Genomic DNA, 23,742 nt, shown 5'->3' with positions numbered 1-23,742 from the left:
GTGAGGCTGAAAGGCCTCTGGATACTATTTTTAGCTTTAGCTGTTTGAGCAGGCTTTAACTATTTCTTTCACTCGAGCCATCGGCTGGGTATAAATCGCCTTTATGACATAACGATCCTTGTTGCAAATACTTCTAGTAAGCCTCTGTCTTTAGTATGATAAGTAGTAACCGCAGTGCCTTTCGGGATTACCACTTGATGAAAAAAGTGCTGTTTTTCGAGAGTTGACTGTTTTTTGACCCTGCCTGCTTTTTTCTTGGGGTGGGTGTGGTGTTCAGTTATCGATTTAAGGATTTTTCGACGCTGTCAGTGATAGAAGGCTTTGTCAGAGATGTACCGAATAACAACTATACTGCTTTTCGCCTTGATGCTCGTTGGTTGTGACCAGAGAACCTTACCGCCAAAAAACTACAAGTTGGATGAAGGGGTCATGACGCTTCTGCTTGATGCCAAAGAAGATGCCATCCAGCGGAAAGATGCTGCCGCAGTGAAAGGCTTTTATTCAAAAGATCTGGTGATGGACATTACTGGCCCGGGAGGTCAGATGTTTCAGAGTACTTATAACATGGTGTCCAGGCAGGCTGAGATAAATGCCGAGTATGGTAAAGACTTTTATACCGAAGTTCTGGAACGGGGAGTATATGTTTCAGCCAGCCAGAATAAAGCGATTGTACAGCAACGCATCAGGGAGACTTGGCTGTTCAACGCCAACTTTAATGATGTCATGGTGGAGTCTATAAATCGCATGGAGTGGGAGCTGGTAAACGACATTCCGCAAATCACCCGGGTCAGCAAGCGCATTCTGAATCGCAGGATACTGAATGAAGTTGACCGTCAGGCACCACCGGAGCAGCACCTGCTAAATGATGCCTGACGACTTCGTTGAACAAGGCCGGTCAGATCACTGGCGCTCCTGCGAGCGTCATTGATAACGACAGCAGCTCATCCCACTCGTTGGCCGGGTTCAGCCCCTTTATCCCCTGGTCAATAACGCCTGCATGTTCCAGCATCTGACGTAGCTCGCGTTCCGACTGACGGCTCATGCCTTTTTCCAGAAGTCCCCGGCGCTTTTTCAGCATAAAGGGTGAGAAGCCATGGGTTCTGGCTGCCTGATCTATTGCCAGCTCTGTACTGATGCCTCTGGATTTAAGCCGACTCAGATGACAGAGCAACCGGATTTCTCTTGCCAGCGCCCAGAGAACAATGGGTGGTTCAATACCTTCGGACCTGAGACCACCAAGAATACGAACGGTATTCCTGACATCGCCCTGCAGAGCCGTATCGGCCAGCTGAAACACATCAAAGCGGGCATTATCTGAAACCACTTCCCGAACGGTATCGACATCAATGACAGTACCGTTTGCCAGCAGTTTCAGCTTTTCAATCTCCTGGGCAGCCGCCAGCAGGTTGCCTTCAATCCTTTCAGCCAGCAGGGTGACCGCATCTTTTGATGCCTCGTAACCTGCCATCTTGAAACGATGTGCAACCCAGCCGGGCAGTTGTCGGTGTTCAACCGGCCAGACCTGGATAAATACACCGGCTTTTTCCAGTTGCTGAAACCACTTGGCTTTCTGCGTCGCAGCATCAATCCGGTCGGAAATGATCAGCAGCAGGTTATCGGGTGAAGGGTTCTGCAGGTACTCCTGTAACGCCTTACGTCCCTTGTCTCCGGGTTTGCCATTAGGCATCCGCAGTTCCAGAATCTGTTTTTCGGCAAACAGTGAAAGCGAGTTGGCTGTTTCCAGCAACTCGCTCCAGTCAAAACTGTTATCAATATGGTAAGTGTGTCGCTCTGTAAACCCCCGCTGGCGAGCCTCCTGACGGATGGCATCGCAGCACTCAGATATTTGCAGGGGTTCGTCTCCACTGACGATGTAAATACTACTCAGCTGGCGCTTTAACTGCGCTCCAAGCTGCTCAGGTTTTAACTTCATTCCAGGGCCTCAAGTGCCTCCTGCTCTTTTTTGCGGATTTTCCGGACGCGCTCGGCCTCTTGTTGCAGAGAGGCACCCGACATGGCAGCAACCCGGCGAACCGTCGTGTTGATAATATCCTGGCGCAACTCATTGAAGATGATACGTTCTTCGTTGCTGGAAGCGTTGGACTGGTTCTGGTTCCGGGTAAAGTAACGCTCGTTACTCAACTCCATAGGGGTAAACAGTTTCAGGCCGTCACTGGTTTCCAGCTGATAGGTAACCTTCAGTGTCAACAGTTGCTCGTAACTGCCAGCGCTGGAATGGGTGCGTTGACCGGTATCCTGTTTGATACGGGTAACTACCAGATGATAAGGGGCGTCATCGTTAATGCTGATGCCTGTCAGGCTCAAGGCTCTTCTGAGATCCCGGACAAAGGTACGGTCAGACCCTGTAACAGACAGTTCGGACAGTTCGCTGGCGATATCCATCTGCCCGCGCAGCTGAAACCCGCAGGCTGTTAACAGGCTGGTGATCAGCAACAAAGGGAGAATGGCACGCTTCTGAAAGTGGCTTGCTTGTTGTATTGCTCGCTGCGTTAATAGCTGTCTGAACATGATCTCTCCATGGCACACAAGAACGACGGTTAATCGCTCAACAATAACACGCTGACCTGTTGTGGTTAAAGGGAAGGATGCCGCTGCCTGTAAAGTTGTTATTGCATATAATAAAAGTCCCCACCTTAACGGAGGTTGGAATGAGCAAGACATATTTGACTAACGCTAATGGAGCTCCGGTCGCTGATGACGACACGAGTATCTCTGCCGGGGAGCGAGGTTCGTTAACATTTGACAATGTTCACCTGTTCGAAAAACTGGCGCACTTCAACCGTGAACGAATTCCTGAGCGTGTTGTTCATGCCAGAGGTTATGGTGCTTATGGCACCTTTACCCTGAATAAAGATTTATCGGATTATACGATTGCTGACTTTCTTCAGGGAGCGGGTAAAAAAACAGACGTCTTCCTGCGTTTTTCTACTGTCGCCGGCGGTCAGGACTCTGGCGATTATGTCCGTGACGTGAGAGGGTTTGCCCTGCGCTTTTATACAGAACAGGGTAATTACGACATCGTTGGCAACAATACGCCGGTTTTCTTTATTCGTGACCCCGCCAAATTCCCTGACTTCATTCACTCTCAAAAGAAAGACCCGAAAACCAACCTGCCTGATCCGGCCCATCATTTTGAATTCTGGGCAAATCATCCGCAGTCCATGCACCAGATCACCATTCTAATGTCTGACCGGGGTATTCCCAGATCGCTCAGGCACACGAATGGTTATGGTTCCCACACCCTGAGTCTCTGGAATAAAGACGGAGAACGCTTCTGGGTCAAGTGGCACTTCAAGACCAACCAGGGCATTGAAACGCTGACCAATGATGAGGCCGCTAAACAGCCGGGCGATGGTATGCAAAGGGATCTGGTTGAAGCGATTGAGAGAGGTGATTTTCCAGGCTGGTCGGTGAAAATTCAGGTGATGACTGATGAGCAGGCAAAGCAGTGTGAGTTCAACCCTTTTGATTTAACCAAGGTCTGGCCTCATAAAGAGTTTCCATTAAAAGACATCGGTACACTGGAGCTGAATCGCAATGTTGGTAATTACTTTGCCGAAACTGAGCAGGTAGCCTTTGCACCTTCCAACCTGGTGCCCGGCGTTGGTGTCTCACCAGATAAGGTTCTGCAAGGGCGTCTGTTTGCCTACGCCGATGCGCATCGTCATCGCCTGGGAGTGAACTATCAGCAGATTCCGGTCAACAAACCGGTATGTCCGGTGCATCATTATCAGCGTGATGGCGTTATGGCTGGAGCCAGTGGTTGCCCGGTAACCGGTCATCTGCAAAATGCCGATGTTAACTTCTACCCCAATGACCGTTCTGATGCGCCTGTACCAGCACCACAGCTTGGTGAGCCATCAATGCCTCTGGAAAATGATGCCTGGCTGAAAGCCTACGATTCTTCTGATGAAGACAATTACTCTCAGGCAGGTAATCTGTATCGCATAATGTCAGAAGACCAGAAGAAGCAACTGGTGAGTAATATTGTCGATGGCCTGAGTCAGGCAACGGAGTCTGTACAGAGTCGTATGGTTGAGCACTTCACCCGTTGTGATGAGGATTATGGGCAGCGAATTAAAGCATTGCTGCTGAAATAGTCTGTTTAAATAACCTATCACCCTCTGTGTTTTTCAGCCAGCACAGAGGGTATTATCGCTCTCTTTTTTATTGACTGCTATCTGGACAGCTGGGATTTAACACCATCAACCATACCACCGAGCCCGGGCCTTTCTCCGAGTTTGATCACGTAAAGTGGTTTGTCAGTAAACCTTGGAAAATCAGCCTGAAGGTAGAACGTATCGCTGTTGATGATCATCTCCTGATTTTTTGTCAATCCGAGAAATGCTGCTACCACAATAACCAGTGTTAAAAATATACGAGACATAATTTGAAATCCTGAACATCAAATACCCTATTGTGTAATAGTTTTAATCGACTTTTCCAGCTCGGAAAAATACGGGTTCCATGTCAGTCTCGCATGTATCTTGCCTTTTTCCCGGTAACCCCAGGCTGAATACCAGATATTTTTAGCCTTTGGACATTTCTTGTCGGCCTGAAGTGTTTGACCATTGTCACACATACGATAGCTGCCATTCTCACCGTAGTAAGGGTTGGCGGGGGCAAACAGAACGTTCATGTGAGAGAAATTGCTGATATTAAGTTCCGGTATGGAGCTATCAAATACTGAGACTCTTGTATCTTTCGTCTCAGGGGAAGACCCGTACCAGACCAGTTGACTGCGAGTGTTGGTAAACCGTGATTCGAATAAGCGCAGTACCGTATGGGCATCAATAACACTGTCGTTTTCACTGATGGTCATTAACACTGGAAACGGGACAGGCTTGTGCTCCAGATCGTGTCGTACCGCCTTGCTGGTTTTGTAATACTCTCCGGCACCGTTAACAGCCAGCGAGTCATAACGTACATAGTTGCTGGTCAGGTCGATATCGGTCCAGTCCTTGAAATAGGACAGTGCCGGAGACAGAGCCACCAGGCTGCTTTTAGGTTTGTAACCCGGAGAAAACAGCAGCATTCCCTGAACCATGCCTGGTTTCTGCTGTAATGCCCAGCTGGTAATCAGGTTGGCTCCGGTAGAAAAACCTCCCAGCCAGAGCTCGTCTACTTCCGAAGCCAGCAGTTGTGTATGGTGGGCGACAGTTGTCTGCCAGTCTTCCATGTGTACCTGAATCAGGTCAGCAGGTTTTGAACCATGACCTGGCAATAGAATGGTTCTTACCAGAAAGCCCTGCTGCGCCAGTACGGGGGCAATATCAACGAATGAATAAGGTGAGTCACCCAGTCCGTGTACCAGTAAAATGCCTTTCTTTGTTGTTGTTGTTGTGGTGTTGCTGGCAGGCAGAAGTTCAAACGGACTGTTGCTGTCCAGCTCCAGAGTTTTATTGTGGGTAATAAATGCCCTGTTAGCCTCAAGCCATGTGCGGGTGTCGTTTATATACCCGGCAAAAGTACTCTGGTCATAGGCAGGCTGTGAGCCTGATACGGTAAAAGCCGGGCTGTCAGGAGCCTGGCTGCAGCCAGTAAGGCTAAAGAATAGAGCCAGCAGGAGGCTGGTTATGACAGGTCGATACAACATCTTCGTAATTATTTTTAAAGTTAGCCGGTTAAGGCAGACTATATCAAACTCTTTGGTCAGATAGAAAATCAGGGTTGCAGATTATGTTTCCAAAACAGTATCAACTGAAGGAGTAAGTCGTGAAACAGGAAAGTTATCAGGTGATTTATGAGCGAGCCTGTGAACGCAAAGGCGGAGAGCTGGCGCTGGAATCCCTGCTGGAAAAACCGTTGTCGGTTACTCAGCTGGAGAGCATTGGCAATGACCGGTATCTGGCTGAATTGACCCGCAAGGTTTTCCAGAGCGGATTTGTCTGGCGTGTAGTTGATCAGAAGTGGCCTGCTTTTGAGGAGATCTTCTGGGGCTTTGATATTGAAAAGCTGTTGATGATGCCCGATGACATGCTGGAGCGAAAAGCGACTGACCCCAAAATCATACGTCATTTGCAAAAGGTCTGGAGCATACGGGACAACGCCCTGATGATCAGGGATGTGAGCGATGAACAGGGTAGTTTCGGCAGGTTTATTGCCCAGTGGCCGGAAGATGATATTGTCGGCTTATGGGCTTACCTTAAGAGACATGGTTCACGCCTTGGAGGCAACACCGGGCCTTATGCATTGCGGGCAATAGGCAAAGACACGTTTCTGCTAACCCGTGATATCGAAGGGTATTTCAGGGCAATGGGCATCATTGAGGGTAGCGCAACCAGCCAGAAGAGTCTCAGAGCTATTCAGAGCTTTTTTAACGAATTGCATGAAAGCAGTGGCCGAAGCTATAGCGAACTCAGTCGTCTGATGGCGTTCGGGGTTGGGGATAACCGGGTTCAGGCAGTGGTCTGACCGTTTCGTTTTCTCTGTATTCCTTTTCAGATAAGGCTTGGGCAGAATTGTTGATTTGCCGGTTAATTGAGTCGTGAGCGATGCCTGATACCCTGTTATTTACAGCTGGAGTTACTCTGCCTGTTTGTATAATGCTGCTGGCGGGTATTCTGTTAAAAAAGACAGGGTATATTGATGACCACTTTATCCGTGTTTCATCCAGGCTGGTGTTTAACTTTGGTTTGCCTGCTGTCAGCCCTGGTCTGTTTGTCATGAGGACATGGGAAGTTATCTGAGATGTTACTGTCCAGCTGGCGCTTGCCTAAAATCTGTCTGCTACTGATGGCGATGACTGCTCTGCTGACAAACGTCGGTTGTACCAATCTGCCAAAAAACGTTCAGCGCACCGAATCCCACGCTTTCACCACAACAGAAACAACGGTGATAGGTTCGCATATAAAGGAAGCCCTGAAATCACACCCGAAGACTGAAACGGGATTTTACCCTCTTAGTAATGGCCTGGATGCTATGGCGACCAGAATTGCATTGATTGATGCTGCCCGGAAGAGTATTGACGTACAGTATTATCTCTATCACAACGATCTGGTAGGGCAACTCTTCACAAAACGATTGCTCTATGCGGCAGACCGGGGCGTCAGGGTCAGGATGTTACTGGATGATCTGGGTGCCTCAGATAAAGACCATATGCTGTCCGTGCTGAACCAGCACCCTAATATCGAAGTCAGATTGTTTAATCCGATTACAACCCGTGGACTGTTGCGGAACCTGAACCTGGTGACCGACTTCAGCCGGATTAATCGCCGCATGCACAACAAGTCGTTTATTGTCGATAATCAGATTGCCATTATTGGTGGGCGCAATATTGGTGATGAGTATTTTGATGCCAGCGCCGTGGAGTTTGCCGATCTTGATATGGTTCAGATTGGTGCAGCTGTACCGGATATTTCTGTCGATTTTGATGAATACTGGAGCAGTAACCACAGCTATCCGGCTGAAACGATCATCAAGAATTACAACGTCTCTGATAAAAAGCGCGCCAGGCTGATGCTCAAGCTGGAAAAAGCCGTGCAGACGCCTGAGGGACAGCAGTATTTTGAGCGTTTGTACAATGCTCCGATCATCCAGAAACTGGCTGAGGACGATTTGCAGTGGTTCTGGGGACAAGCCAATGTTTATGCGGATGCACCCGATAAAATTGAACGGGTCGACATTGATAACAGTATTCATCTGACGCCCAGGCTGGAGCCGTATTTCCAGAAAGCGCAAAAAGAAGTGATTATGGTGTCGGCTTATTTTATACCCGGTAAGGAAGGCATGGCCTTTATTCGCTCGCTGGTAAAACGCGGGGTTCGGGTAACCATTGTCACCAATAGTCTGGCTTCTATCGATGTTGGCATTGTCCATGCGGGTTATCGTCAGTATCGCCCGGAGCTGCTGGATCTTGGTGTTCAACTGATTGAGATGAAACCCAGGACGAATGAAAAGAAGAACCTGATCAAAGGTTCCAGCAGTCGCGCAAGTCTGCACGCAAAGACCTATATCATCGATGGCGATATCATGTTTGTCGGATCGCTGAACCTTGATCCACGTTCCATCAGGCTAAATACTGAAAACGGTGTGATCTACCATTCACCAGAATTGGTCACTTACATGAAAGAAGAAATACTGGGTGCAGACCGAAAGCTCTCTTGGGTGCTGAGAAAAAACGGCAATACGATTGAGTGGGTGAATGGTCAGGGAGAAGTCGATGCTACAACCGACCCGGAAACGTCCTGGCTGCTGCGTACCAGTATACGGCTATTGTCTATTTTTCCCATCGAAAGCCAGTTGTAGTCTATGCTGACTCCTGAAACGAGCCCGTTTCAGGAGTTGTTCATGTCCAGCCGCACACACCCTTATCCCCGTAGTTTCAGCCATATCGGGCTGTCTGTACCTGACCTTGAAAAAGCTGTCGAATTTTACACCGAGGTGCTGGGCTGGTATCTGATTATGCCTCCCACCGACATCATGGAAGATGACAGTGCTATTGGTGTGATGTGTACTGATGTGTTTGGCAGTGGCTGGGGATCTTTTCGGATTGCCCATTTATCAACGGGTGACCGGATAGGTGTCGAGGTCTTTCAGTTCCCCAACCATGAAACACCTGAGAATAATTTTGAATACTGGAAAACCGGCGTCTTTCATTTCTGTGTTCAGGACCCGGATGTAGAAGGACTGGCAGACCGTATTGTTCGCCATGGTGGCAGGCAGAGAATGCCTGTCAGGTACTATTTCCCCGGTGAGAAACCTTATCGGATGGTCTATATGGAAGATCCTTTTGGCAATATTCTCGAAGTTTACTCGCACAGTTATGAGCTGACGTATTCTGCGGGCGCTTACGGTCAATGAAGTCAGCCCTCCTCCAGAAGGGCTTCAGGTCTTATTTCACCGTGAGTACTTTTTTATTCGCAAAGGGCTGTTCATGCTGCCTGTAATGCAGCTTTGTGCTGCACTTTCTTGAGCTTTGGCAGCTCCCTTGCAAACACAGTCAGTGTCAGAATACAGGCCAGGACATCGGATACCGGAAAGGCCAGCCAGACGCCTTTCAGCTCAAACACCTGTGGCAACAGGTAGAGCATCGGAATCAAAATTAAGACCTGTCGGCTTAGCGTCAAAATAAATGCAGCAACAGGCTTGCCTATCGCCTGAAAATAGCCAGCAGCAATGTTCTGGGCTGCCGCCAGTGGCATCAGGACAGTGATCGTTTTCAGCCCCTGAACCCCCAGCTCCAGAACGGTTTCATCACTGGTAAACAGCTGAATCAGCGTTTCCGGAAAACTCCATGCCAGAACTGCCAGAGCCCCGGAGACAATGGTTCCGAACAGAATGGATTTATAGACGACTGCGAGAACCCGGTCATACTGTCTGGCGCCATAGTTGTAACCTGCGATAGGCAGAAAGCCCTGTGTCATACCAATAATCGGAACAAACAGCAGGGAGATGATTCTGTGCAGTATGCCATAAACCGCAACCGCTATAGGCCCTCCGTATAAATACAGACTCTGGTTAAGCAGTATTACCATGACACTGGCTGCACCTTGTCGTCCAATGGTAGATGCTCCAAGAGACAGGGTTTCACGAATAATGGCTTTGTCCCATCGGAAATACTGTCGTTTGATTTTAAGCTGACTGCCCCCACGCAGATAAAACGACAACAGGTAAACCAGTCCGGCAATCTGGGACAGAACGGTAGCGATAGCCGCACCCTTCAGCCCCATATCCATAAAGATAACAAAGACGATATCCAGTATCAGATTGATAGCCGACGACAGGCACATGCCAATAACAGAATATTTGGTCAGGCCTTCAGCACGCAGTGTATTGTTCATACACATCCAGCAGCCCAGGATGGGAATCCCCATAAGAATGATGGTGTAATATTCCATGGCATAGGGAAGTATCTCCCCGCGCCCACCAAACACAGAGAGAATTTCAGTCGCATAAATACCGCTAAGCACAGAAACCGTCGTACAGATCAGTGCTGCCAGTGAGAGTGCATTACCAAAAGCCAGTCGTGCGGTTTCAAGATCCTTTGCCCCAAGGCTGCGTGAGATAATGGATGAACTACCGACGCCGATGCCCATGCCAAGAGTCGGAATCAGCATGCTGACAGGCAATACGACAGACATTCCTGCAATAGCCATGGCACCGGCATACTGACCGACGATAATAGTATCGATGATGTTATACATCATCAGAACCAGAATGCCTGAGCATGCTGGCAGTGTCATATTCATGAGTAATTTGCCGATGGGGGCATTACCCAGCCGATTTAGTTGGCTCATAAAGATAGGGTCGGCAGGCGTCTGCCCTGTTAGTGACAGACGCCTGAACCTTTTTCGTTCAATTAAGTAGTACAGAAGTACATATCATAAAGTGAAACGGCAATGTATTGAGCTACGGGAAGATCGGGGAAAGTGCGTAGGTATCTGGTAACTGAATCCCCGCCTTCGCGGGGATGGCGATTAGAAGTTATATACCTCTGGGGGTGAGGGATAGCAGTGTTTTCTGTGCCAGTTTCAGCTCTTCGTTCCAGAACTCTTTTTTATGCAGCTGGTCTATTTTGTGGAACAGGGCTTCTGTCAGCTGCTGAGTCATCTGTGTCTGAAAACGGGGGTGATGTATCACCTGCGAAATGCAGTTGCTGTAAAGGGAATAGGTGTCTTCGGGGTTGTCTTCGGGCAGGTTTATGGCCTTTTCCAGGGATTTGAATGCATCAGAATACTGACCCTGTTGCATGGCTTCTAACGCCTGTTCCCTGAACCAGGCTGCTCCAACCGGTACACCAAACTGGGCAAGATCCCTTGACCAGATGCCCTGTTCACACAGTTGCTCTAACTGATCCAGAATGATTTTGGGAGAAGTACCCTGCTTTTTCTCATCATCCATAAAGCCCAGCCATGCCTCGATTTCCAGATCACCCATCCCTTCTGTGAAATCATGGGGAACCCCTTTACGGTGCTTTTTAGACAGTTCGAGGGTATCAATGGCCGCTTTGTAATGCTCGTTCCGCACCTGGATGAAAATAGCAACAAACAGTGCCTTGCCTTTTATGCCTTTGATTTTGGCATCCTCGTGGGAGAGCCCCCATTCCAGCAGCCCCGGTTCCATATCCGCCGCTCCTTTATGGATATGACCCAGTGCCCGGATGATCTGTTCGGGAGTGTATTCATGTTCAAGCATGAAGCTGAAAACAGAGTAAAGCTGCTTGGGGTGATTGTTTTCAATCGCCTGCTTCAGAAAACTATCCACCTGGTTTTTGGTCGCTTTTTCGCTAATAGCGGGAAAGTCGTCATGGCAGGTAGGCTTTCTTTCCAGCACCGGCTTGTCGATGATCGAAACCGGCTCAATGGGCAGCCCTGTTTCAAGATCGTGTCCCAGGGCGTTAGCTGCTTCTTCCAGCTTCATTGCATGCAGATTACTGGCCGTGGGCTTCATAGATCTCTTCCTGTGCTGATTTAATGTGAGTTAAAGGCTTATTTCTTGTATTTCGGACTTTCCGGCCATTGATTAAGGCAATTGCTGACTTTTTTACCGGCAGATGATGGTTTTCATGGGTTACCGTAAAAGAGTCGGCTTTTTGTCATGAGGCAATAGTTTCAGAAGATTGAAGGTAAGTTTTTTCCTCCGGCAACCGATGATGTATAAACCTGTAGCGAATAAGTAGGGTGAGCACCTTGGATGACTATCAGTCAATTCTTAACGGTAAAGAGATTCTGGTGGCAGAAGACAACCCTGCTAATCAGATGGTAATGAAAAAGCTGTTAAAGAAAGTCGGTATCGTGGCGGAGTTTGCTGAAAACGGGCAAATCGCTCTGGACAGTTACCAGCAAAACCATGAACGCTGGCAACTGGTGTTGATGGATTGTGAAATGCCGGTGCTGGACGGTTACGATGCGACTGCTGCCATCAGGCAGTTCGAAGAAGAAGCGGGTTTAGATCGGAAGTTGATTATCGGGCTCAGCGCCCATGCCATTCATGAGTTAAAAAAGAAAGCCCTGGAACGAGGCATGGACGACTACCTTACCAAGCCGATTGACCGGGATTTGCTTTACCAGACGCTGGTTGGCTATCTCTCGTAAAAAAAGACCGGCGCAATACCGGTCTTTCTTCAGAATCATCTATCGATGATCAGCGAGCAGCTCAGTTGGCAGCTCAGTTGGCAACAATATTCACCAGCTTGCCCGGCACTACAATCACCTTACGAATGGTCTTGCCATCGGTAAATTTGGTGACGTTTTCCTGCTCAAGAGCCAGTTTTTCAACTTCGTCCTTAGCCATGTCCGCAGGCACTTCCAGCTTGGCGCGAACCTTGCCATTGACCTGAATCACCATCGTGATGGCGTCTTTCTTCAGGGCCGATTCATCCACCACTGGCCAGCTGGCTCCAATGACAGCTTCCGTATGACCCAGTGACTGCCAGATGCTGTGCATGGCGTGTGGTGCAATCGGAGCCAGCATCAGGGTGGTGGCTTCCAGTGCTTCACGCATAACGGCACGACCTTGCTCGCTGTTGTCCCTGAACTTGCTCAGGGCGTTGTTCAGTTCCATGATGGCAGCGATGGCGGTGTTGAAGGTCAGACGACGGGCGCAGTCGTCAGATACCTTCTTAATGGTTTCGTGAGTCTTACGACGCAGGTCTTTTTGTTCCTTGCTCAGGACATTCAGATCCAGAGCAACGGTGTCAACACCTGCAACATGGTCTGCCACCTGTTTCCAGAAACGACGCAGGAAGCGGTGAGCGCCTTCAACGGCACTTTCAGACCACTCCAGAGTCTGCTCGGGAGGCGCAGCAAACATGGTGTACAGACGAATGGTGTCGGCACCGTACTGGTTGATCATCTCCTGCGGATCAATACCGTTGTTCTTGGACTTGGACATCTTACTCATGCCCGCGTGTTCAACGGTTTCGCCCGTCTCGTTCAGCGTCGCTTTTACCAGACGACCTTTGTCGTCGAACTCCATGTCAACGTCGGTGGGCGCGATCCACTGTTTAACGCCTTTTTCGTCCAGCTTGTAGAACGTGTCCGCCAGAACCATACCCTGACACAGCAGGCGCTTGAACGGCTCGTCGCTATCCACCAGACCGGCATCACGCAGCAGCTTGTGGAAGAAGCGGGAGTACAGCAGGTGCATCACTGCATGCTCAATACCACCGATGTACTGGTCAACCGGCAGCCAGTAGTTGGCAGCAGCCGGGTCCAGCATCTGGTCATCGGACTGTGGAGAACAGTAACGGGCGTAGTACCAGCTGGACTCCATAAAGGTATCGAAGGTATCGGTTTCCAGTGTTGCCGCTGCACCGTTATGAGTGGTTTTTGCCCACTCAGGATCAGCCTTGATCGGGGACTGAACGCCATTCATTTCCACATCTTCCGGCAGGCGTACCGGCAATTCTTCCAGAGGAACAGGAATTTCAGTTCCGTCTTCCAGATATTTCATCGGGATAGGCGCGCCCCAGTAGCGCTGGCGGCTCACACCCCAGTCACGCAGACGATAGTTCACCTGCTTTTCGCCTTTGCCCTCGGCAACCAGTTTGTCGCAGATTGCATTGAAGGCTGCTTCAAAGTGCATACCATCGAATTCGCCGGAGTTCACCAGCTTACCTTTTTCGGTGTAAGCGGCTTTGGTCAGGTCGCACTCTGCATCAGCGTTCAGAGGTTCGATAACCTGTTCAATGGGCAGACCAAAGCGTTGGGCAAACTCATAGTCGCGCTGGTCATGACCCGGAACTGACATCACCGCGCCAGTGCCGTAATCCATCAGTACGAAGTTTGCTGCCCAGACCGGTACTTCACGGCCTGTGATCGGGTGAATAGCACGCAGGCCGGTATCAACACCCATTTTTTCCATGGTCGCCATTTCGGCTTCAGTGACACCGTTGCTCTTGCACTCATCAATGAATGCAGCCAGTTTTTCATTGCTGGCAGCTGCGGCTTTGGTCAGTGGGTGCTCTGCGGCAAGAGCCACGTAAGTAATACCCATCACGGTGTCCGGACGGGTGGTATAAATCTGGAAGTCTTCCGGCGCACCAGCTATCGGGTTAGCAAGTTTGAAGGTCATCTGCACACCTTCAGAACGGCCAATCCAGTTACGCTGCATCGCCTTGACCTGTTCCGGCCACTCTTCCAGCTTGTCCAGGTCAGCCAGCAGTTCGTCGGCGTAGTCTGTGATTTTGATAAACCACTGTGGCAGCTCTTTGCGCTCTACCAGAGTGTCACAGCGCCAGCAGCGTCCGTCTTCAACCTGTTCATTAGCCAGTACCGTCGCGTCGTTCGGACACCAGTTAACGTTGGACATTTTCTTGTACACCAAACCTTTTTCATACAGTTTGGTGAAGAACCACTGTTCCCACTTGTAGTAATCCGGCTGACAGGTTGCCAGTTCGCGGTCCCAGTCGTAACCAAAGCCCAGACGCTTCAGCTGGCCTTTCATGTACTCAATATTTTCGTAAGTCCACGGGGCGGGGGCGGTCTTGTTTTTAATGGCTGCGTTTTCCGCAGGCAGACCGAAGGCATCCCAACCCATTGGTTGCATGACATTTTTGCCCTGCATGCGTTGATAGCGGGAAATCACGTCACCAATGGTGTAGTTGCGAACGTGACCCATGTGTAGTCGACCACTGGGGTATGGGAACATGGAAAGGCAGTAGTATTTCTCCTTTCCTTCGTCCTCGGTCACAGCAAAGCTGTTGTTTTTTTCCCAGTAAGACTGGGCATCAGTTTCGATCTGATGCGGGTGGTAATGCTCTTCCATCATAGCTCTAATAAATAGCTCTATCGAGAATCAGGTATTGGGTTTAAACGGCCAAGGATACCTCAGTGAAACCGCTTGGGATAGCATTCTTTACAGCTCTTCCCTGCCAGCAAATGACTCTTTCTCATAGGGTGCATAGGAGTGGTAGGCATCATGCTTAATCTGAATACCTGGTATTTCCAGCTTGTTTGGAGTTGGCGGCTCAGGAAGACGGCCTAAGGGGTAATGGCAGGTGTTGGGAACAGCGTACTCTTTTTGAACTGCTGAAAGCCTGCCTATAGCGCATTTGAATTCGTCAGAGGTGTGCGGCATAGGGTTATGCTCTCTGGCTTCGTTTGGAATATTTATCCACTCGCTGCCAGGTATCCCCCCGGCAAGAGACAGTTTCATAATACTGGTTGATTTTCGAGTCTTGCTGGAGAGTGATTTTTGTTCAAAAGCTATTGCTAAGTTAAAGTTACCCTGTTCATCCTTGTAGATATCAAACCCGGTCATCGGCTTGGTCTTGTCAATATTTATCCGCTCTTCACCTATTGACAGAAATCTACTAGAAACGATGACTCCCTGATTAAAGTTAACAAGCTTCCTTCTATCAATATCAATGATAAAGAGATAGCCTTTTTGCATAACGAATAGCCAGTTTTTCCCAAAAGCACGATTAAATTCAGTGTGGAAAGCTAAGTAGGCAGGAGATCGTTGCCATGGTTTTATTGTAATGGGAAATAGGAGTTTATAATGAAATTGAAAATCTTCAGCATTAAACCAGATCAACGAACGTGTGGGAAGCTTGACAGACTCAATGGATTTGGATTGACCACTTCTGCCAATGTATATACGACCATTAGAGCAGGCGAAAGCAAACTCACCGTTGCCCAGGTCTTGAAAAATTTTAGGCCTGGGGTGGCCTGATTTATCAGGCTTTTCTATTGGACAGTCAGCAAGAGTGCCACTAAAGGCACTTGTCCATGAACCGTATGAGTATTCAATGACAACGGCATTCCCATTATCGCCTACTGTGGCCAGCTGGTGAACGAGGCGTGCTTTAACGTTTGTTGAGGCACTCAGGATAACGGTAGAAAAAAATAGTGTTTTAAATAACCATTCCATAAAGCAAACCCTTGAGTTTATGAATTAGCCAGCACAGTTTGCAGTACTGAAGCTCACAGCAGGATAGCTCAATTGGTTCATTAGCAACTTTCTTGTAATAAGTTTTTCAGGATGCCTCCGTGAAACCACCCGGGGCAGCTTTCTTTACAGCTCTTGCCAGCCAAAAGCATTTTCGTTTGTGCGCATGCGAACGCTGTAATCGGTATTGTCAGGTGATCTTTCAAAGGTGATATGGGAGTGGTAATGATCCAGCTGAGGCTGATCGCCCGTTAAGCCTTTTAGCTCTCTGGGGGCAGGAGGCTTGTTTAGTTTATGAGGCCAGTGGCAACTCTTGGGAAGATCTTCTCCCAGAATGCCGGATCGCCAGTCGGCTATATCACAATTGAATTTGTCAGAGCCGTAATTAGAGGGAGCATGGTAATGTGCCGGGGGATTACCTGGCTGATTTTGCCATTGTTGCCCGGGAGTGCCGTCGGGTAGGGGCAGGCGTTGAATAAGAAGCTTAGGTTTTTTTGTTTTTTCACTGGGTAATTCCATTGCCCCCAGCAAATGAAATGTGTCTTGTTTGTCCTTATAAATATCAAACCCCGCCATTGGCAGGGTATAATCGATGTTGTGTCGATCATTGCCCATTCGCAGGTAACTATAGCCATAAAAGCCCAAATATATAGGCCAGCTTGGTATTGAAACGAGTTGTTTTGTATTGATATCAATAATAAACAGGTTGCCTTTCTGGGCAGCAAACAGCCAGTTTTTTCCAAAGGTATCGTTAAACTCTTTGTTGAACACTATCAATACGGGTGACGTTTTCGATTCAAGAAAAATCCCAATCTTCTCATTTTTATAAAAAGATGCTGTGTCATACCAGAACATGTAACTTGTGGGAAGCTGGACAGAATCAGCGGGCTTGCCATTTTCGGCAATAAACACATAACCATTAGAACAGCCAAAAGCAAACTGATTTTTGTCCAAAGGTTGGTGAGAGGCATTTGGAAAAAAATCATTTAAATTACCATTTGCTTCTGCCCTGCAGCCCTCGAGAGTGTTTTCAAACACGACCTGCCAGTTTTCAGCACCAGAATTTTCTATGACAACCGCTGTTCCTGCTGAATCTATGCCAGCTAGCTGATAGACGACTTCGGCATGAGTGTTGGTTGAAGCAATCGTGAAGAATGGCGTTAAGAGCAGTGCGTAAAATAACTTGTTCATTGAACTGAACTTGTGGATCTGAGCATTTTTCCAAATCCGATTGTGAATACGAACAATGAAGAAATATAGTTCAATTTATATTGGCGGGTGACTTTTTCGATGGCAGTTAAGTGTGCAGGTATTGCAGGTAGGTGTGCAGGTATTGCAGGTAGGTGTGCAGGTATTGCAGCGGGAGTAAAAAGGAACTCTCAATCAGCCATGAGCAGCAGTCACATGACTGACTGAGAGTGTTCTGTTGTGATGAGCTGGAAGTAGTGAGCGATTCTACTGCTTGAACAGCTCACCCAGTTTGCTGGCGAGCATCATATTGCCTTCGGTGCGCAGCTTGCCGGTCATAAAGGCCTGCATGCCATTTATTTCGCCGGTCATGATGCCGACAAAGGTGTCGGAATCAGCAATCAGGCTGACGCCCGGGTTATCACTGGTGCCTTCAACGACGGCAAAAGTGCCGTCGTTAACGTCGATATGAAATGGATCACCATCAGTGATATCGAACTGGAAGACAACGTTAAGGCCAGCGGCTGCATCGGTATCAAAACGCCCGGACAGGTCGCTGAGGACTTGCTTCATATCTGCCATTACTATTTCTCCGTTGTTGTTATTGTCGCCCCCTGACATTGCCATAAAATGCCGGGGACATTTGTTTCTGCTCTTGAGCAGAGTTATCGGGAACCTGTTAAATTATCGAGAGCCCAGCTTGTCAGCAGTTAACAAAGCCGCCAGAACCGCTTCTGCAGTCACTTCGAAAGGCAAGTTATGAATGGTTTCGCCTTCTACGCTGGCTGCTTCCGCCACCGGCATCAGTTTTTCTCTCGTTACGTCCGTTACCCCCAGGTCAGCCAGACAGGTAGGCAGCCCAACTGAACGACAGAAATCAATGACTTCCTGAATTTCAGGCAGCGGTGCATTTTCCAGAACCAGCTGAGTCAGGGTACCGAATGCTACCTTCTCTCCATGCTGCATAGAGTGAGTTTCTTCCAACCGGGTCAGGCCGTTATGAATAGCGTGGGCTCCGGCTATCCCGCTGGATTCAAAACCGAGACCACTAAGCAGGGTATTAGCTTCAATAATATTCTCAACGGCTTGGGTGCAAACACCGTTTTCAACGGCCAGCTTAGCTTTCAGGCCATCTGCCAGTAGTGTTTCGTAACACAGTCTGGCCAGAGTCTGTGCTGCCAGGGTAGGAGCCCCGCCTGCCATAGTCGCGTTCCGGGATGCTGCCACATTTGCCCGGGCTTCAAACCAGGTGGACAGTGCATCGCCCATACCGGAAACCAGCAAGTGGGAAGGGGCATTGGCAACAATCTGCGTATCAACCATGACCATGTCCGGGTTTTTGGGCAGCAGTAAATACTCGCTGAACTCACCTTCCGGTGTGTAAATAACAGACAATGCACTGGTCGGGGCGTCTGTGGATGCTATGGTTGGCACCACAACCACAGGGAGCTTGCAGTAATAGGCAACAGCTTTGGCAGTATCAAGTACTTTGCCGCCACCTATACCCAAAAGCACATCTGCACCGGCTGTCTGGCAGACGCCCTGCAGACGCTCGATTTCCTGCCGGGAGCACTCGCCATTGAATGTTTCAAAAACCAGCTCACTGTTGTTAGCTGAAAAGCTGCTACTGACACGGCCTCCAACCACCTCAGTGACAAGCGCATCAGCAATAGCCACTGGCTTGCTACCAAAGTTTTTTACGTAATCAGAAATCCTGGCAAGAACACCGGCACCCTGGATGTATTTTCCGGGAGCAATGATAATCTTATCCATGGTTGACTCCTTAATTTCAGAAATCGCACAGGCAGCACTTAGCTATTCTCGTGCAACGAGAATCATTCTGTACGACTATAAACGCTTATTGGCGTCGTTTATAGAGTTGCTTTTGCCTCTACCTTATAGGTGAGAACAAAGGCGAAAATAAGGTATTTCACTAAATTTATGGCGCTCAATGTTACAGCATAATTCCCACGATTACATACAGCAGTCGTTCTTATTTGACTGATCATTCGCTTCGATATTCTTTGACGCCAATTTTAGAAGGTTTTGTATGGCTGACTATTAGCCCCGGCTCTAGTATGATTTTCAGACCTCGGGCATACGACACTAACAATATAATAAGGTGGATAAAGTGGAAGGCGTATTCCAATCTGACCATGTTCTGCTGAAGCAGCAAGAGCGTGTTTTAACCATCACGCTTAACCGGGCTGAGAAAAAGAACGCCCTGAGTGGCGACATGTACAAAGCCATAACCTCTGCGCTGGCTTACGCGGCCGCTGAGGAGTCGGTGTACGCTGTGCTGGTGACTGGCAGTAACGACTGCTTTACGGCAGGCAATGATCTGGCTGATTTTATGCAGTCTGAGCTGGGCAATAATGCGCCGGTCATGTTGTTTCTCCGGCAGCTGATTGATTTTGAAAAACCACTGGTGGCTGCGGTGAACGGTGTGGCCGTGGGCATTGGTATTACCATGCTGCTGCACTGTGATCTGGTCTATATCGGTGAAAACACCCGCTGTCGTCTGCCTTTTGTGAACCTTGGACTTGTGCCGGAAGCGGCATCCAGCGTACTTCTGCCTAATATCATGGGACATCAGAGAGCTGCCGAACTGCTCATGCTGGGCGATTTTTTCGATGGCCGAAAAGCAGCGAGCTACGGCATTGCCAATCAAGCCCTGCCCGATGGTGATGCTGTTACGCAAAGAGCAGTGGAGCAGGTTAACAAGCTGGCACAGCAACCAAGGGAGGCATTACGACTAACCCGCAGGCTGCTGAAAAAACGTGAATACGATCCCGTGGAACACAGAATTGGTGAAGAAGGCATGATATTCGCCAAGCAGCTGCGCTCCAAAGAGGCGATGGATATTATGCAGGCATTTTTTGCAGGGGACTGATCTCAGCCCCCTGTCGCGTCAGAAGCACTCTTTAGAAGTACTCTTTAATCGATTCTACTTTAATGGAATACAGGGTGTCGGTGTACTCCGAGGTGTTTTTTTCAACAATGATCGTACCCGTCACCCAGTAAGGGGTATAACCTGCATCGGTTACTTTGATGCCCTCGTCTAATTTAATGTAAATGGTCTGATTAGGCGGCGGTGGTGGCACATGAATACAGGCACCCATAGACGGAACCAGCAACAGCTCAGTTGCTTTCTGGTTTCTGTCCATATTCAGAGGCACCAGAAAGCCAGGCATTTTGCCATAGGCTTTATCCATGCTGGCAACAGATTTGTTGCCCAGCGTGTCCAGATAGGCGATAACGGCATCACGATCCATCTTGCCCTTCTGGAAGTCTTCCACCACCTTCGGATCCGGCTCCGGCATCAGGTCGCCCCAGTCAAACTCGTGTACTTCTGCTTTTGATTCAGCTTTTGGCGACTTGTCTGCAGCCTGCGTTTTGCTGGTGTCCACCGGGTTTGCCAGAGACTCGCCCACCGACAAAGTGGCTGACAAAACCAGAACCAGAAGGAGTAACCCTTTTTTCATTGTTCCTTTATTCCTGTATCAAAGCCGGACGGTCAGACCATCCGCCAGCGAGTTTCTGTAAGCGCGCCAGGCGGGGATCACGCCCAGAACCGTCGCACTGCACACAACCAGGCCCGCAATTAACCACTCTACTGTGCCCGGTGCTGTGATCGCCAGATAAAAGCCAAAGTACTGTTGCAATGAGGGTTGTAGCGCAAACAGCAGACCATATTGCAAGGCAAAGCCAAGTGCTGTTCCGGCAATGGCATAAATCAGCGACTCACTGACCATCAATGCAAAGATATGCCCGGGACGGGCACCAACAGATCGCAGGATAGCCATTTCCCGTCGTCTTTCGTTGAGGGAAGTCAGAATGGTGGTCAACATGCCAATCAGTCCCGCCAGTACCACCATAATGGAAACCACAAGCAGGGCTTTTTCTGCTGACCCGATCAGACGCCACAACTCCTGCAGGGCTACGCCGGGCAATATGGCGGATAACGCTTCCTGACGATAGTCATTGATCATGCGCTGGTAGCGGAAGGCTGCGACTCTGGATTTCAGACCGACAAAATAGGCCGTAATGCTGGAAGGCTGCAGGTTCATTTGTCGGGCGCTGTCTGCGGATACATTGAAACCGGGTATCGGCGGAGCACCATTCGCCCAGTCAATATGCAGGGCTTCGATACCTTCCAGCGAAATCATAATCACCCGGTCCATGGGTGTTCCGGTCGGTTCCAGAATGCCGGTGATGATAAACGGCTTGTCGTCGTGTTCCTGTAAAGAAGCTGCTTCCACGCCGTGGCTGAGGGTAATGGGCTGTCCTACCGAATAACCCAGTGCCAGCGCAATTTCTGCACCGATGACTGCGTCGTACAGGTCGTCAAAGCTCTTCCCGGCTTTGAACGACAGCGGTTGATCATTGGCGTAACGGTAGTGGTCAAACATCCCCTGAGTAGTGCCGACGACCCGATAGCCCTGATGGGAGTCGCCCAGCGCAATAGGAACCGTCCATGAGACAGCAGGGTTGGCAGATAACTCTTCATAGGTCTGCCAGGTGATGTTGTTGGTGGCGTTACCAATGTGAAACACCGAATACAACAACAGGTTGATAGAGCTGCTGCGAGCGCCGACAATCAGGTCGGTGCCGGAGATGGTGCTGGTGAAGCTGTTTTTTGCCTCAACCCTTACCCGCTCAACACCCAGTAACAGGGCAACACTGACGGCGATGGAAAAAATGGTCAGTATCGCAGTGGTTTTACGATTGCCCAGACTCTTCAGGGCCAGACTGGCACTGTTCATAACGTGTCTCCCGATCTGAAGTCTGTGCTGGCTTTGTTGATTTCATGCAGGGAAATGGTGCGGTCAAACAGTTTTTCCAGAGTCGGGTCGTGGCTGACAAACACCAGTGTGTTATCCGCTGCCTGACACTCTTCAAACAACAGCTGAATAAATGCTTCGCGGGTATCGGTATCGAGAGCCGAGGTTGGCTCATCGGCAATCACTATACCGGGTCTGCCGATCATGGCCCGGGCGGCAGCAACACGCTGCTGCTGGCCGATACTCAGTTCTGTGACGCTGTTTCGTAGTTGTTCGTGGTCGTTCAGTCCAAGATGCGACAGCAGACGTAAAGCCTCCTGACGGGCATCAGTACCTGACTGTTCAACCTGTTGTTGACGCTGCCTGGAAAAACCCAGCGGCAGAGTGACGTTTTCGATCAGAGACAGGTAAGGAATCAGGTTGAACATCTGGAAAATAAAACCAATATGGTTGGCGCGGAAATGATCCCGCTGCGCCGGGGACAAACCACAGAGGTTTGTTCCCAGCACATTGACTGATCCCCGCTCAGGCACGAGTACGCCACCCAAAAGGCCCAGTAACGTGGTTTTTCCAGAACCTGAAGGCCCCCGGATAAAAACCTTCTCGCCCTGGCAAACCGTCAGTTTGCTGATATCCAGAACCGTCGAGCCCTGCTTCCAACTGAACTGAACCTGATCCAGTTCAATAACCGGTGAACGGGAATCAGTCATATCAGAAACGTACCTGTGGCTGTGCTGGCGTCATGGTTTCGGACAGCTGGCCACTCTGGGTAAAGCCCTGCACACGAATCCGCTCGCTGCGAGGGAACGCTTCAAACAATGTGGTCGAGAGCTGGTTCAGCTGGTTTACCTGTTTGCACTGGAAAACATAAGAAGCAGAAATGTCCATATGTCCGTCATGATCATGATCGTGGTCACAGTCATGGTCATGGTCATGGTCATGGTCGTGTCCATTTTTATGATCACTGTGGTGTTTATGATCTTTGTGGTCATCCCCATGATCATGTTCTTCCTTAACATGAACCTCTTTGGTTGGGCTGGCATGGGCGCTGATCAGCTGGCATTGTGCAGCATCAGACAATGACCAGATGGCTTCAGATTTCAGTATTGCCAGAGCGTCATTCAGTTGCTTTTTTTGCGCATGGGTCGTGATGGTTTCAAACCCCAGAATGTCATGGGCAGGTACCATCAGCTCCATGTGGAGTTCTGAACCCTCTGTCGCAAAGTTCAGTTCACCCTGGCCGTGAACATGGGCGCCGGCGTGGCGCACATTACCATGGTCGTGGTGGTCGCCATGGTGATGGTTATCGTGGTGATGACTATTTTGATGATGGCTGTCTTGGTGATGACTATCTTGATGATGACTATCTTGATGATGACTATGTGCCATAACGGCACCGGAAACACCCAGAGTGCATGCAGCTACAGCTACCATACGAATTGGAAAACGCATAACCAAATCCTGTTATAAAAATACTGTCGTATAAAAAGTTTAAAAAAGGTTTGTCTGTATCAGACAACAGGTGGTGCGCGGGTCAGTCGTTTGGTGGGGGTTTTGCGGTAAAAACAGCGAACAGTTCGGGTTGTTAAAGAGATTTCAGCTTTCTGAATCGTTGCCGTTCGGGTTGATTCCGGTATGGGATGGCTGAACTGAAATTTACAGGCGGAACAGTCGTGAGCATCATTGTCCAAGTGATGATGGTGATGGTCATCATGCTCCAGTGCCTGATAAAACTGATGCAGTGCCTCATTAAAACTCCCGGCTGTGTCAGCCGGTGCTTTATGAATATGAATGTTGGCGTAGCTGGCACCCGTGATGTAAATACACATCAATAGCCAGACAACAGCGGTATGACGCTGCACCCGTCTCAGAATGTTGGCTATTGAGAAGTTCATGGGGTGTTCCACTGACAAAC

At 49.2% G+C, this 23,742-nt stretch carries 24 protein-coding genes; 8 read left to right on the top strand and 16 right to left on the bottom strand.

All coding sequences use genetic code 11. From position 1 onward, the window contains the following. The first annotated feature begins 429 nt into the window (after positions 1-429). Positions 430-873 (top strand): hypothetical protein, encoded by a 444-nt coding sequence (locus NX722_RS17590; protein WP_262564152.1) that lies wholly within the window; start codon positions 430-432, stop codon positions 871-873. Positions 874-895: 22 nt separating this feature from the next. Here the strand turns inward: NX722_RS17590 and holA are convergent, their stop codons facing one another. Then, complete coding sequence (gene holA / locus NX722_RS17585; protein WP_262564151.1) at positions 896-1,933, bottom strand: DNA polymerase III subunit delta; 1,038 nt, start codon at positions 1,931-1,933, stop codon at positions 896-898. Beyond that, positions 1,930-2,529, bottom strand: coding sequence for an LPS-assembly lipoprotein LptE (locus NX722_RS17580; protein ID WP_262564149.1), 600 nt, complete (start codon positions 2,527-2,529; stop codon positions 1,930-1,932). The genes holA and NX722_RS17580 overlap by 4 nt, the downstream gene beginning before the upstream one ends. A gap of 140 nt (positions 2,530-2,669) precedes the next feature. On the opposite strand from NX722_RS17580, the gene NX722_RS17575 reads away from it, so the two are divergent. Next, positions 2,670-4,121, top strand: a complete 1,452-nt coding sequence (locus NX722_RS17575) for a catalase (protein ID WP_262564147.1) — start codon at positions 2,670-2,672, stop codon at positions 4,119-4,121. Between the two features lie 77 nt (positions 4,122-4,198). Here the strand turns inward: NX722_RS17575 and NX722_RS17570 are convergent, their stop codons facing one another. Together NX722_RS17570 and NX722_RS17565 are read right to left on the bottom strand one after the other, a co-directional pair. Beyond that, the gene (locus NX722_RS17570; protein WP_262564146.1) at positions 4,199-4,408 is read right to left on the bottom strand and encodes a hypothetical protein; all 210 of its coding nucleotides are present in this window, start codon (positions 4,406-4,408) and stop codon (positions 4,199-4,201) included. A 27-nt stretch (positions 4,409-4,435) separates the two neighbouring features. Further along, positions 4,436-5,617 carry an alpha/beta hydrolase gene (locus tag NX722_RS17565; RefSeq protein ID WP_262564145.1) on the bottom strand — a complete coding sequence of 394 codons (1,182 nt, stop codon included), beginning with the start codon at positions 5,615-5,617 and terminating at the stop codon, positions 4,436-4,438. A 119-nt stretch (positions 5,618-5,736) separates the two neighbouring features. Here NX722_RS17565 and NX722_RS17560 point away from each other — a divergent pair, with 119 nt between their 5' ends. The 4 genes from NX722_RS17560 to NX722_RS17545 all read left to right on the top strand — a co-directional run bounded on the left by NX722_RS17560 (position 5,737) and on the right by NX722_RS17545 (position 8,823). Then, positions 5,737-6,435: a DNA-3-methyladenine glycosylase I gene (locus tag NX722_RS17560; RefSeq protein WP_262564144.1), complete on the top strand. Its 699-nt coding sequence runs from the start codon at positions 5,737-5,739 to the stop codon at positions 6,433-6,435. Between the two features lie 80 nt (positions 6,436-6,515). Further along, positions 6,516-6,710 (top strand): hypothetical protein, encoded by a 195-nt coding sequence (locus NX722_RS17555; RefSeq protein ID WP_262564143.1) that lies wholly within the window; start codon positions 6,516-6,518, stop codon positions 6,708-6,710. A 1-nt stretch (position 6,711) separates the two neighbouring features. Next, positions 6,712-8,268: a phospholipase D family protein gene (locus NX722_RS17550; RefSeq protein ID WP_262564142.1), complete on the top strand. Its 1,557-nt coding sequence runs from the start codon at positions 6,712-6,714 to the stop codon at positions 8,266-8,268. A 42-nt stretch (positions 8,269-8,310) separates the two neighbouring features. Continuing rightward, complete coding sequence (locus NX722_RS17545) at positions 8,311-8,823, top strand: lactoylglutathione lyase family protein (protein ID WP_262564141.1); 513 nt, start codon at positions 8,311-8,313, stop codon at positions 8,821-8,823. A gap of 71 nt (positions 8,824-8,894) precedes the next feature. Here the strand turns inward: NX722_RS17545 and NX722_RS17540 are convergent, their stop codons facing one another. Next, entirely contained in the window at positions 8,895-10,259 is a 1,365-nt protein-coding gene (locus NX722_RS17540; protein ID WP_262564139.1) for an MATE family efflux transporter, read from the bottom strand. Between the two features lie 187 nt (positions 10,260-10,446). Beyond that, positions 10,447-11,412 (bottom strand): hypothetical protein, encoded by a 966-nt coding sequence (locus tag NX722_RS17535; protein ID WP_262564137.1) that lies wholly within the window; start codon positions 11,410-11,412, stop codon positions 10,447-10,449. Between the two features lie 239 nt (positions 11,413-11,651). Here NX722_RS17535 and NX722_RS17530 point away from each other — a divergent pair, with 239 nt between their 5' ends. After that, the gene (locus NX722_RS17530; protein ID WP_262564136.1) at positions 11,652-12,056 is read left to right on the top strand and encodes a response regulator; all 405 of its coding nucleotides are present in this window, start codon (positions 11,652-11,654) and stop codon (positions 12,054-12,056) included. Positions 12,057-12,129: 73 nt separating this feature from the next. On the opposite strand, the gene leuS is transcribed toward NX722_RS17530, so the two are convergent. From leuS to NX722_RS17505, 5 genes are all read right to left on the bottom strand, one after another. Beyond that, complete coding sequence (leuS, locus tag NX722_RS17525; protein WP_262568687.1) at positions 12,130-14,730, bottom strand: leucine--tRNA ligase; 2,601 nt, start codon at positions 14,728-14,730, stop codon at positions 12,130-12,132. A gap of 90 nt (positions 14,731-14,820) precedes the next feature. Then, positions 14,821-15,837 (bottom strand): hypothetical protein, encoded by a 1,017-nt coding sequence (locus NX722_RS17520; RefSeq protein WP_262564135.1) that lies wholly within the window; start codon positions 15,835-15,837, stop codon positions 14,821-14,823. Positions 15,838-15,981: 144 nt separating this feature from the next. After that, the gene (locus NX722_RS17515) at positions 15,982-17,046 is read right to left on the bottom strand and encodes a hypothetical protein (protein WP_262564134.1); all 1,065 of its coding nucleotides are present in this window, start codon (positions 17,044-17,046) and stop codon (positions 15,982-15,984) included. Between the two features lie 264 nt (positions 17,047-17,310). Further along, positions 17,311-17,670, bottom strand: a complete 360-nt coding sequence (locus tag NX722_RS17510) for an SCP2 sterol-binding domain-containing protein (RefSeq protein WP_322740937.1) — start codon at positions 17,668-17,670, stop codon at positions 17,311-17,313. A 57-nt stretch (positions 17,671-17,727) separates the two neighbouring features. Beyond that, positions 17,728-18,816 carry a glycerol dehydrogenase gene (locus NX722_RS17505; protein WP_262564132.1) on the bottom strand — a complete coding sequence of 363 codons (1,089 nt, stop codon included), beginning with the start codon at positions 18,814-18,816 and terminating at the stop codon, positions 17,728-17,730. A 358-nt stretch (positions 18,817-19,174) separates the two neighbouring features. Between NX722_RS17505 and NX722_RS17500 the strand changes: the two genes are divergently transcribed. Continuing rightward, positions 19,175-19,936 carry an enoyl-CoA hydratase-related protein gene (locus tag NX722_RS17500; RefSeq protein WP_262564131.1) on the top strand — a complete coding sequence of 254 codons (762 nt, stop codon included), beginning with the start codon at positions 19,175-19,177 and terminating at the stop codon, positions 19,934-19,936. A gap of 31 nt (positions 19,937-19,967) precedes the next feature. Here the strand turns inward: NX722_RS17500 and NX722_RS17495 are convergent, their stop codons facing one another. The 5 genes from NX722_RS17495 to NX722_RS17475 are packed head-to-tail and all read right to left on the bottom strand — an operon-like array spanning position 19,968 to position 23,722. Beyond that, positions 19,968-20,528: a DUF3299 domain-containing protein gene (locus tag NX722_RS17495; RefSeq protein WP_262564130.1), complete on the bottom strand. Its 561-nt coding sequence runs from the start codon at positions 20,526-20,528 to the stop codon at positions 19,968-19,970. An 18-nt stretch (positions 20,529-20,546) separates the two neighbouring features. Beyond that, a complete protein-coding gene (locus NX722_RS17490) occupies positions 20,547-21,809 on the bottom strand; it encodes an ABC transporter permease (RefSeq protein WP_262564129.1) in 1,263 nt (420 codons plus the stop codon). After that, a complete protein-coding gene (locus NX722_RS17485; protein WP_262564127.1) occupies positions 21,806-22,537 on the bottom strand; it encodes an ABC transporter ATP-binding protein in 732 nt (243 codons plus the stop codon). Before NX722_RS17485 ends, NX722_RS17490 begins: the two co-directional genes overlap by 4 nt. Position 22,538: 1 nt before the next feature. After that, entirely contained in the window at positions 22,539-23,279 is a 741-nt protein-coding gene (locus NX722_RS17480) for a DUF2796 domain-containing protein (RefSeq protein WP_262564126.1), read from the bottom strand. Positions 23,280-23,338: 59 nt separating this feature from the next. Further along, a complete protein-coding gene (locus NX722_RS17475; protein WP_262564124.1) occupies positions 23,339-23,722 on the bottom strand; it encodes a hypothetical protein in 384 nt (127 codons plus the stop codon). Positions 23,723-23,742 lie beyond the last annotated feature (20 nt).

The sequence above is a fragment of the Endozoicomonas gorgoniicola genome (assembly GCF_025562715.2).
GTDB lineage: Bacteria > Pseudomonadota > Gammaproteobacteria > Pseudomonadales > Endozoicomonadaceae > Endozoicomonas_A > Endozoicomonas_A gorgoniicola.
This window is presented reverse-complemented; position numbering and strand designations above follow the sequence as displayed.

Coding starts and splice junctions, on each gene's coding strand:
- NX722_RS17590 (WP_262564152.1), top strand. CDS start 430: ATGACGCTTCTGCTTGATGCCAAAGAAGATGCCATCCAGCGGAAAGAT.
- holA (WP_262564151.1), bottom strand. CDS start 1,933: ATGAAGTTAAAACCTGAGCAGCTTGGAGCGCAGTTAAAGCGCCAGCTG.
- NX722_RS17580 (WP_262564149.1), bottom strand. CDS start 2,529: ATGTTCAGACAGCTATTAACGCAGCGAGCAATACAACAAGCAAGCCAC.
- NX722_RS17575 (WP_262564147.1), top strand. CDS start 2,670: ATGAGCAAGACATATTTGACTAACGCTAATGGAGCTCCGGTCGCTGAT.
- NX722_RS17570 (WP_262564146.1), bottom strand. CDS start 4,408: ATGTCTCGTATATTTTTAACACTGGTTATTGTGGTAGCAGCATTTCTC.
- NX722_RS17565 (WP_262564145.1), bottom strand. CDS start 5,617: ATGTTGTATCGACCTGTCATAACCAGCCTCCTGCTGGCTCTATTCTTT.
- NX722_RS17555 (WP_262564143.1), top strand. CDS start 6,516: ATGCCTGATACCCTGTTATTTACAGCTGGAGTTACTCTGCCTGTTTGT.
- NX722_RS17550 (WP_262564142.1), top strand. CDS start 6,712: ATGTTACTGTCCAGCTGGCGCTTGCCTAAAATCTGTCTGCTACTGATG.
- NX722_RS17545 (WP_262564141.1), top strand. CDS start 8,311: ATGTCCAGCCGCACACACCCTTATCCCCGTAGTTTCAGCCATATCGGG.
- NX722_RS17540 (WP_262564139.1), bottom strand. CDS start 10,259: ATGAGCCAACTAAATCGGCTGGGTAATGCCCCCATCGGCAAATTACTC.
- NX722_RS17535 (WP_262564137.1), bottom strand. CDS start 11,412: ATGAAGCCCACGGCCAGTAATCTGCATGCAATGAAGCTGGAAGAAGCA.
- leuS (WP_262568687.1), bottom strand. CDS start 14,730: ATGGAAGAGCATTACCACCCGCATCAGATCGAAACTGATGCCCAGTCT.
- NX722_RS17520 (WP_262564135.1), bottom strand. CDS start 15,837: ATGGAATGGTTATTTAAAACACTATTTTTTTCTACCGTTATCCTGAGT.
- NX722_RS17515 (WP_262564134.1), bottom strand. CDS start 17,046: ATGAACAAGTTATTTTACGCACTGCTCTTAACGCCATTCTTCACGATT.
- NX722_RS17510 (WP_322740937.1), bottom strand. CDS start 17,670: ATGGCAATGTCAGGGGGCGACAATAACAACAACGGAGAAATAGTAATG.
- NX722_RS17505 (WP_262564132.1), bottom strand. CDS start 18,816: ATGGATAAGATTATCATTGCTCCCGGAAAATACATCCAGGGTGCCGGT.
- NX722_RS17495 (WP_262564130.1), bottom strand. CDS start 20,528: ATGAAAAAAGGGTTACTCCTTCTGGTTCTGGTTTTGTCAGCCACTTTG.
- NX722_RS17490 (WP_262564129.1), bottom strand. CDS start 21,809: ATGAACAGTGCCAGTCTGGCCCTGAAGAGTCTGGGCAATCGTAAAACC.
- NX722_RS17485 (WP_262564127.1), bottom strand. CDS start 22,537: ATGACTGATTCCCGTTCACCGGTTATTGAACTGGATCAGGTTCAGTTC.
- NX722_RS17480 (WP_262564126.1), bottom strand. CDS start 23,279: ATGCGTTTTCCAATTCGTATGGTAGCTGTAGCTGCATGCACTCTGGGT.
- NX722_RS17475 (WP_262564124.1), bottom strand. CDS start 23,722: ATGAACTTCTCAATAGCCAACATTCTGAGACGGGTGCAGCGTCATACC.